Annotated in this window: 11 protein-coding genes; 9 read left to right on the top strand and 2 right to left on the bottom strand. The window is 70.3% G+C overall.

From position 1 onward, the window contains the following. Positions 1-497 precede the first annotated feature (497 nt). On the top strand, positions 498-851 hold the full coding sequence (locus AB0M95_RS32095) for a transposase (protein ID WP_363772691.1): 354 nt from the start codon (positions 498-500) through the stop codon (positions 849-851). A 196-nt stretch (positions 852-1,047) separates the two neighbouring features. Next, the gene (locus AB0M95_RS32090; RefSeq protein WP_363772688.1) at positions 1,048-1,572 is read left to right on the top strand and encodes a hypothetical protein; all 525 of its coding nucleotides are present in this window, start codon (positions 1,048-1,050) and stop codon (positions 1,570-1,572) included. Between the two features lie 257 nt (positions 1,573-1,829). Here AB0M95_RS32090 and AB0M95_RS32085 read toward each other — a convergent pair whose 3' ends face one another. Next, on the bottom strand, positions 1,830-3,881 hold the full coding sequence (locus AB0M95_RS32085) for a spermidine synthase (protein WP_363772685.1): 2,052 nt from the start codon (positions 3,879-3,881) through the stop codon (positions 1,830-1,832). A gap of 21 nt (positions 3,882-3,902) precedes the next feature. Here AB0M95_RS32085 and AB0M95_RS32080 point away from each other — a divergent pair, with 21 nt between their 5' ends. The 3 genes from AB0M95_RS32080 to AB0M95_RS32070 all read left to right on the top strand — a co-directional run bounded on the left by AB0M95_RS32080 (position 3,903) and on the right by AB0M95_RS32070 (position 5,766). After that, positions 3,903-4,106 (top strand): hypothetical protein, encoded by a 204-nt coding sequence (locus AB0M95_RS32080; protein WP_363772682.1) that lies wholly within the window; start codon positions 3,903-3,905, stop codon positions 4,104-4,106. Continuing rightward, positions 4,094-5,458, top strand: a complete 1,365-nt coding sequence (locus AB0M95_RS32075; RefSeq protein WP_363772679.1) for a S8 family serine peptidase — start codon at positions 4,094-4,096, stop codon at positions 5,456-5,458. Before AB0M95_RS32080 ends, AB0M95_RS32075 begins: the two co-directional genes overlap by 13 nt. A gap of 74 nt (positions 5,459-5,532) precedes the next feature. Then, entirely contained in the window at positions 5,533-5,766 is a 234-nt protein-coding gene (locus AB0M95_RS32070; protein ID WP_363772676.1) for a hypothetical protein, read from the top strand. 38 nt (positions 5,767-5,804) lie between these two features. Here the strand turns inward: AB0M95_RS32070 and AB0M95_RS32065 are convergent, their stop codons facing one another. Beyond that, a complete protein-coding gene (locus tag AB0M95_RS32065) occupies positions 5,805-6,233 on the bottom strand; it encodes a histidine kinase dimerization/phospho-acceptor domain-containing protein (protein WP_363772703.1) in 429 nt (142 codons plus the stop codon). 337 nt (positions 6,234-6,570) lie between these two features. Between AB0M95_RS32065 and AB0M95_RS32060 the strand changes: the two genes are divergently transcribed. The 4 genes from AB0M95_RS32060 to AB0M95_RS32045 all read left to right on the top strand — a co-directional run bounded on the left by AB0M95_RS32060 (position 6,571) and on the right by AB0M95_RS32045 (position 8,560). Then, complete coding sequence (locus tag AB0M95_RS32060; protein WP_363772674.1) at positions 6,571-7,245, top strand: hypothetical protein; 675 nt, start codon at positions 6,571-6,573, stop codon at positions 7,243-7,245. Continuing rightward, on the top strand, positions 7,242-7,424 hold the full coding sequence (locus AB0M95_RS32055) for a MerR family transcriptional regulator (protein ID WP_363772671.1): 183 nt from the start codon (positions 7,242-7,244) through the stop codon (positions 7,422-7,424). Before AB0M95_RS32060 ends, AB0M95_RS32055 begins: the two co-directional genes overlap by 4 nt. Before the next feature lie 463 nt (positions 7,425-7,887). After that, positions 7,888-8,139, top strand: a complete 252-nt coding sequence (locus AB0M95_RS32050; RefSeq protein WP_358514707.1) for an acyl carrier protein — start codon at positions 7,888-7,890, stop codon at positions 8,137-8,139. 46 nt (positions 8,140-8,185) lie between these two features. Then, complete coding sequence (locus AB0M95_RS32045; protein WP_363772668.1) at positions 8,186-8,560, top strand: ectoine synthase; 375 nt, start codon at positions 8,186-8,188, stop codon at positions 8,558-8,560. Positions 8,561-8,652: the final 92 nt, after the last annotated feature.

Below are 8,652 nucleotides of genomic sequence, written 5' to 3'. Positions count from 1 at the left end.
AATACGCGTCCGCGGCGTATACTTGGGTACAGAACGCCAGCCGAAGTGTTCGTCGAGATGCTCTCCGAACTTGCTTCCACCGCTTGAGACCGCCGGGGCCTTCGTCTTGCGGGTCTCTACATGTCCTGGGCCTGGCGCGGGCCGCAGTTGGTATGACAGTTCCTCCCAGGCACGTGCCTGTGTGCCTTCGAACGTCCGGATGTCACTGAACCGATTCATGCATCGTCTTTTCGGGCGGTCTTTCATTGGGAGCTCACCCTACCGAAGTTGAAATCCCGCCTTTACGGTTACGGCGGTTCGAGGATGACTCGACTTGGCCATCTTCGCGATCTTGAAAATGGGGTGGCGGCGAGCACAGGCAGTGGTGGCGTGAGTGGCAGGGCTGACCCTGTGGTCAAGGGCGGGCCATAACCTGATCATTCGCTCCTGAAGGCGCCCAGACATGCGGAAACATCGGCGGTCCTAAACACACCGTCTCCGCAGAGGGGCGTCCGCCGATGTCTCCGGAACCGACCCTACCGGCAACCTGGCATGGCCTGCCGGCAGAGTTCCGCAGGTGTTTCTCCTCGTCCACCTTCCCGGTGTTCTGTGCGCTGACCACGGGTTTGGTGGCCTGCACCCGGTTTCGCACAGTGACCGGGATGCTGATCGGCGCGGGCATGAACGCCCGCCGGCGACACGAGCGCGCACATCGCTTCTTCTCCCGCGCGGTCTGGTGCGTCGACCAGGTCGGCATGGTGCTCGCCCGGCTCATCCTGGCCACGCCGGCAGAGCCTGGCGCGCTGGTCGTCGTGGCGATCGACGACAGCGTCACCCGCCGCTCGGGCAGGAAGGTCCACGGCGCGTTCTGACAGTACGACGGCTCGGCGCTCGGCGCGAGGAAGACCAGCCGGGGCAACTGCTTCGTCACGCTCGGGATCGTGGTGGCCCTGCCGTTCCTGCCCCACGCGGTCTGCCTGCCGGTCTTGTGTCGGCTGTACGTCACCGGCGGCCCGGGCAAGGTCGCCATCGTCGTCGAGCTGACCGCCCTGCTCGCCCATGTGACGGGTGACCGGCCGATTCACGTCGTGGCCGATGCCGCCTACCACGGCAAACCCCTGCACACCCTGCCCGCACAGGTGTCATGGACCTGCCGGATCCCCCGTAACGCCGTCCTTTACGACCTGCCACCCCGGCGGAACGCCAAGCGGCGGGGCCGCCCCCGCACCAAAAGGGGAGCGGCTCGGCCAGGTCGCCGAACCGGCCGCCAGGCGCTCCTGGAGGATCCACACCCTGCGGCTGTACGACAAGCAGCGCACCATCCGCATCAGCGAGCTGACCTGCCTGTGGTACGGCAGCTTCGGTGCCCGCCCGGTCCGCGTCATCTGGGTACGCGACATCGCCTCGGCCAAGACCTTCGATGTGGCCTTGGTGACCAACGATCTGGACACCCCCGCCGAAGATCTTGTCGTGCGGTACTCGTGGCGGTGGGCATCGAGCAGGCATTCCTGGAAGCCCGTCACCCGCTCGGGGTGGGCCAGGCGCGCAACCGTACGGTCAAGGCCGTCCAACGCACCCTCCCGCTCGGGATGATCGCCTACAGCCTGGTCATCGTCAGGTACCTGGTACGCCCGTTCCACCACCGACGTGGTGGCCGAGCACCGCCGCCGCGCTCCGTGGTACCGCACCAAGTCCCAGCCCAGCTTCGACGACATGCTCGCCCTGCTCCGCCGCACGATCATTGCCGCCCGATTTTCCGCGACCCGGCCCGCGCAGCCCGACCTCACGAAAATCGAGGGACGAGGCGCTGACCTGGGCTTACGCAATGGGGTAACGGCCAAACTCGAGTCTTATAGAGCCCTTGCCGTGCGGGGTAGGAGGGCGAAGGCGGCCAGGTACAACAGGCCGGCGACGACCAGGAGGCCCTCGTAGCCGATGATCAGGCTGAGGTACTCCAGGCAGCCGCCGAGGATCGCGCCCAGCAGGTTCGCGCCGAAGGAGACCGTGGCGTCGGCGGTGTCGGCGAAGCGTTTGGCGAACACGACGTTCGCCGCGAAGATCGGCAGGAAGGCGATCACCACCGCGCACACCAGCCGCAGTGGCAGCGGCAGCGAGAGCAGCCACGAGTTGGGCACGACGGCGGCGAGCACGAGGCCGCCGAGCAGGATGGCGTACATCACCGGCAGGGACGGCGTGCGGAAGCGCCGTGTCACCTCCACCGCGGCCAGCACGGCCACCAGCACTCCGGCGAACACGACCGCGTTGACCACCCACGTCGTGCCGAACAGCAGCGCGAAGCCGGTGACGTTCTTGGTCTCCAGCAGCAGGAACGAGACGCCGAGCAGGAACAGGTCGGCGTAGGGGCGCATGCGCCGGAACGGCCCGGCCACGGCGCGCACCGCGACGATGCTGACCAGCAGCACGAGCCCGAGCGTGATGAGGTAGATGGACGGGATGTCGCGACCGTGCAGGTAGAGGAACGGGCGGTCGTCCACGGCCGGGGGCGGCGTGTCGGCCTTGGCGCCCGCCCACTCGGACACGCAGCGCTGCGCGTCGGCGGTGACCCCGGCCGTGATCACGGCCTGCTGCCCGCCGCCGACCTCGTCCACGCAGGGCTTGTGCCCGAAGGCGGCCTGGGCGGTGGAGGCGAGCCGGTCGACCAGCCACTGCTCGCGGTAGTAGTTGTACATCGAGAAGGCGCCGCCCGGCTTGAGGTGGTCGTGGGCGGCCTGCATGGCCTGCTCGGTGAACAGGTAGCTCTCCAGCCGCAGCGAGCTGGCTCCCGAGACCAGGGTGAGCGAGTCGGGCAGCGCGAACAGGATGAGGTCGTACTTCTTGTCGGTGCGCTCCAGGTAGGCGCGGCCGTCGGTGATGTGCGTGGTGACGCGCGGGTCGCGGTAGGGCTGGTCGGGGTGGTAGAGGCCGCCGAGCTCGCGCAGCTTGGGGTCGATCTCGACGGCGTCGACGTGCTTGGCGCCCTTGGACAGCGCGATGGCGACGTCGGTGCCGCTGCCCGCGCCGACGATGAGCACGTCGTCGAGCCGTCCGGCGGCGGTCACGGCCCGCTCGTACGGCACGGCGTACTGGCGTTCGTACTGGAGGCGGGCGGCGGCGGGGACGGCCTGCTGGTGCGGGATGCCGTTGACCGAAATGGTCAGGGCCGGGGCGGTGCCGTAACTCTCATGCTTGTAGGTGACCTTGTAGTACGGCGACCAGAGCGCGCCTGCGGTGAGGGTCTCGGAGCCGAGGGCTGCGACCACCACCAGCGAGGGCAGGGTGACCAGCAGCAGGTAGTTGCTGAGCTTGCGCGGCTGGAGCAGCACTCCGTAGGCGACGGCGGCGATGACGCCCCAGACCATGGGCGGGGCGCCGGCGAACGACAGCAGCGAGAACGCGGCGATGCCGGTGAGGCTGCCGATCAGGTCGTAGCGGTAGGCCTCCAGGCGCGGCAACTCGGGGAAGCACCGGCCGACCAGCTCGGCGGGGCCCATCAGGACGAGCGCCGCCGCGAGGAACACCACGGGCAGGATCGCCCACGCGGGCGGCCCGCTGGTGCTCAGGCTGGTGAAGTACAGCACGCCCTCGGTCTCGCGGTTGACCGTCACCGGGAAGAACAGGACGACCAGGACCAGCAGGGCGAGGACGATCGGCGAGTAGTACGGCTGGGCCTTGCTGCGGCCGACCCGCAGGAAGCCCAGGCCGATGCCGAGGAACGAGCCGAGCAGCACGAAGTTCGTGAAGTAGCTGAGGTGGACGATGTTCGAACCCGTCCAGCGGATCAGCGCCAGCTCGAGGAAGAGCATGAAGGCGCTGGCGGCCACCAGCCTGGGGCGTACCGGGAGCCATTGCTCGACTCCCGTTCCGGACTCTGGACGTGACGGCATGTCGACCTCGGCGATCATGTGTCACAACGTAGCCAAACGATGCCGCTGACGGAAGTCTTCGCACGAGACCGGCTCGGCGCTGGAACGTCCCGAAAAAATTTGGCGCGTTCTTTCGCGGTATCTCGCGACGATTTGGCGACCGACGCCACATTTCTGCTGGTGGACGCGCTGAACGCGATGGAGCAACGTTTGACGCGTTCCTTCCTCGCGCTTCTCAAGGTGGTGTCCTCATGCGGGTCCTGATCCAGCTCCGTCCCTCCCCCGACGTCGTCGCGGCCGTCGCGGCCCCCGGCCTCACCGCGACCACCGCGGACGTCACCGGCGAACTCCCCGGCGTCGCGCTCGACCACTCCTACGCACCGGTCGCCCTCCCCCGCGCCCACCCCGCGTCCGGCGGCGACCCGCTGTCCCTCAACCAGCCGCTGAACTTCTCCATGGCGCCCGAGGAGGCGTCGGTGCTGGTCAGGGGCGAGATCTCCGACGACGAGACCTCCACGCGCATGGCCCTGCTGCCCGGTCGGCACAGCGGCGTGGTGGCGGTCTACGCCGACCCGGTGATCGAGACGAGCCTCACCTGCGGCGGCACCCCGCCCGTCGGCACCTGGCAAGACGTCGAGCGGCTGCTGGCCGTGCCGGAGCTCCAGGCCGAGGGGTACGACGGCCACGACGTCGCGCTCGCGATCTGCGACACCGGGATCAACTCCGCGCACATCACCCGCGCCCTCGGCCGGAGCTTCACGATCGACGCGCGCCGCAGTTGGAATCCCTCGGGCGTCTCCGGGGCCGCCGGGCGGTTCCCCGTCGACCACGGCACGATGTGCGCCTTCGACGCGCTCATCGCGGCTCCCAAGGCGTCGATCCTCGACGTCCCGGTGCTGCTGTCCCGGCGGCAGGGCGACACGGTCATGGACGGCCTGCTGTCGGACGCGATCGCCGCGTTCGCCCACCTGCGCACGGTGCTCGACGACCAGCCCGCGGCCACCCGCTCGCTGGTGGTGAGCAACAGCTGGGGCTCGTTCTCCCCGTCGTGGGACCTGGCACCCGGCCAGCCGGGCAACTACTCCGACAACGCCGCCCACCCGTTCAACATCATCGTGGGCAGCCTGGAACGTGCCGGGGCCGACATCCTGTTCGCGGCGGGCAACTGCGGGACCGAGTGCAAGGACCGCCGGTGCGCGTTCCCCTCCCGGCCGATCGTCGGGGCCAACTCCCACCCGCAGGTGCTGTCGATCGGCGGGGTGGACACCAACGGCGTGCGCGTCGGCTACTCCTCGCAGGGGCCGGGGCGGCTGAGCGACCGCAAGCCCGACGTCTGCTCCTACACCCACTTCGCCGGGTCCGGCGCGTTCGGGGCGGGCACCCCCGATTCGGGCACCTCGGCGGCCTGCCCGGTCGCCGCGGGGCTGGTGGCCGCCATCCGGACCCGCTGGCCCGCCTCGGTGATCTCCCCCGCCCAGCTTCGCACGCTGCTCCACCGCACCGCCGACGACCGCAGCGACGTCGGGTTCGACTACGACTACGGGTACGGCATCGCGGACACGGCGGGCCTGCTGGCGTCGTTGAAGCGGCGGACCGCCAGAACCGCCGCGGTGTGAGGCGCCCCCGTTGACCGGCCCGCCGGTCGGCGCGGTGCCCCGCCGGCCGCGCCGGGACGCGTAACGTGGGGGCCATGGTCCTGGTCACGGTGCGGCTCCCGGCGGGGGCGACGCTGGAAGAAGCCCTGCGGCGGCTCGGCCTGACCGAGGACGACGCCGACACGGCCTACGGCCTGGTGCCGCTCGACCCCGAACAGGGCCTGTACGCGCTGCGCGTCACCGAGGACGCCGGTCGCCGGGTCGGCCAGGCGGGGGGCGGCGGCCCGTTCGCCGACCCGCCGATCGAGCCCTACGGCCCGCCGAGCTGACCGGGGCTTGCCGGACGAGCCCCCGTCCTCGGGGCCGGTCAGCTCACCCGGGCGCCAGGGCCCACAGGTCGAGGCGCGCGTCGGCGGCGAGCGTGCGCAGGTCCATCGGCGCGAGGTCCATGGGCGGCGCGTCGCCGCCCTCGTCGAGGCGGGCGAGCAGCAGCAGGTCGTCGACCAGGCGGGCGAGCCGGGCCGACTCGCTCGATGCGGGCCGTCGCCGGGCCCGCGTCCGGCAGGCCGCCCATGCGGTACAGCTCGGAGAAGCCCGTTATACCGACGAGCGGGGTGCGCAGCTCGTGGCCGACGTCGGCGACGAAGCGCCGCAGCCGCGCCTCCGACTCGGTGCGCGCGGCGAAGGCCCGCTCGATCGGGCCGAGCATGCCGTTGAGCGAGGCCGACAGGCGCCCGACCTCGGTGCCGGGGTCCTCGGGGCCGGGCACCCTGCGGCCGAGGTCGCCGGACGCGATGGCGGAGGCGGTCTCCTCGATGCGCCGCAGCGGGCGCAGCCAGGCGCGGATCGCGAACCGGCACCAGGTTTACCAGAGCATTCGAAGTCCCGTCCGGGGCCGGCGGCGGGCGCCGGCCACGGGAGATGACGGACCGTGACGCCGCGCGCACGCGGAAAGCCCGCCCACGGGCCGTCCGAATAACTTTTATCGGCCGCGAATAATGGTTCGAAAGCGGTTTGACAGGGGTGTACCCCAGATTTGTCCACGAGTAAGTCACGCGAATAGAGCCTGTGATAACGGCCCCTCCCTCAATCCGGCGCCCACGAGCGCGCCGGCCCGCCAAGAGGAGAACAGCATGACGAACTACCCGTGTGAGGCACCCCTGTGCCACCGGCCCGCCTCCGGCGACGCGCGTCCACCCGCGCTGCCGGGCCTGCGGGTCTGCGCCGCGTGCCGCGCGTCCGCGCGCCGTGGGCTGCTGGCGCTGCCGGACCTGCACGAGGCGTGCGCCGAGGCGCTGACCTCCGGCCCGCGGTCCTTCACCGAACGGGTGAGCGGCAGACGGCCCTCGGGGATCAGCCTGAACGAGGACGCGGTGTCCGCGCGCGGAGACGTGGTCGCCTTCCTGGCGTGCTGGACGGCGCTCGTCGCCGACGAGCGCGGGACGCCGGGGCCTCGATCCTCGCAGGTCACGCGGCTGGCCGCTTTCCTGGGCGAGCACCTGGACTGGCTGCTCGGGCACCCGGCGGCGTGTTCGCTGACCGAGGAGATCGCGGAGGTCGCCGCCGCCGCGCGGGCCGCGCTGGAGCCCCGGGACGGGTCCCGGCGTGAGATCGGATCGTGCGCGAACCCCGGATGCTCGCTGTCCCTGTACGCCGAGAGCGGCCCGGGGCGGGCGTCCGAGGTGAGCTGCGAGGCCGGTCACGCGTGGCACCCGCGGGAGTGGCTGCTGATGGGCAGACCGCTGGACCGGGCCCTGCTCGACGGGGCCACCGGCGCCGACCCGGTGCCCGCCGGGGACGCGCTGTGAGCCCCGCGCCGAGGCGGCGGACCGTGCCGACCGACCTCGCCGCCCTGGCGGCCGGGGTGTCGCAGGCGACGATCCGCAAATGGGCGAGCCGGGGAAAGCTGACCCGCTACGGCAGTCCGGGGCGCGCCGAATACGACCTGGACGAGCTACGCCTTCTCGTGGCGCGTGTCAACCCCTGATCCCGCTATCGGGTCCTTTCCGCGCACCCGCCGCGTTCCCCCCGTGAACCGAGGTCCTTCAACGGCGAAGGGCCTCATTCGCATGTCGCCGAACATCCGGCGAGCACGCTCACGAAACCGGTAAGCGAGTTTTCCCGCAGAGGTTGACTCGCGGCCGTACGGGATGTCACGCTTTTCCCACGGCACCGCTGTGCCCGGCGCCGGATCACCGCCCGGCCCTTTTCCAGGGCCTCCCGCGCGAATACCCGCACTTAAAGGCCGGCCTCCTCCCGTCATGCCGGAGGCATTCACCCGGCCGCGCGCACGCGGTATCCGAATGACCCGCGAGAATCGCGTTTTCCAGCCATTTCAGGGAACGGCCGCGCCCCCGCGCGCGGCCGTTCCCGGCGCTGCCGCGCCTCGGCGAGGACGCGCGGGCACAGCGGTGCCGGAACCCCGTCAGAACCCCTGGAAGGAGTGGCCCATGTCCATGGAAGCCGAGATCAAGCAGTTCATCGTGACGAACTTCGCCCCCGACGTGCCCGCCGACGAACTGCCGGCCGATCTGGACCTTCTGGACAAGGGGGTGGTCGACAGCCTCGGCCTGCTGCGCCTCATCGCGTGGGTGGGCGACAGGTTCGACATTCCCCTCGGGGAGGCGAACATCTCCCCCGCGCAGTTCAGCTCGGTGGAATCCATCGAGGGATTCGTCCGGGAAACCCGCAGTCTCGTCTGAACCGCTTCATATCCACGTCATAGATACTAAGGAAAGGTGCAGTGAAATGATCGTTCGCGACAGGTCCGAGGTGAAGTGCGTCGAATGGGGAAACGGCCTCAGCTACCGGTTTCTCCTCCAGACGGACAACATGGGGTTCACGGTCGCCCATACGGTGGTCCGGGCCGGGTCGAAGTCCCCGCTGCACTACCGCAGGCACCTTGAGGCCTGCTACTGCATCGCCGGCAGCGGCCAGGTGATCGCCTCCGACGGGACCGTCCACGAGATCCGCCCGGGCGTGATCTACGCGCTGGACCGGCATGACGAGCACTTCCTGATCGCCGACCCGGGCGGCGACATGGAACTCATCAGCGTCTTCAACCCCCCGTTACAGGGCGACGAGCGGCACAGCTTCGACAGCGACGAGTTCTCGCACTACTGACGGGGCCGTTCCCGGGGGGCGGCGGGCCGTGCCGCACTCGGGGGCGCGACGACCCCCCGGGCCCTTGACGATCCGATCCACGACCTTGACCA

Origin of the sequence: Sphaerisporangium sp. NPDC051017, from assembly GCF_040683095.1 — a bacterium.
Classification (GTDB): Bacteria; Actinomycetota; Actinomycetes; order Streptosporangiales; family Streptosporangiaceae; genus Sphaerisporangium.
Note: the sequence above shows the minus strand (reverse complement) of the source record. Positions and strands in the feature narration are given on the sequence as shown.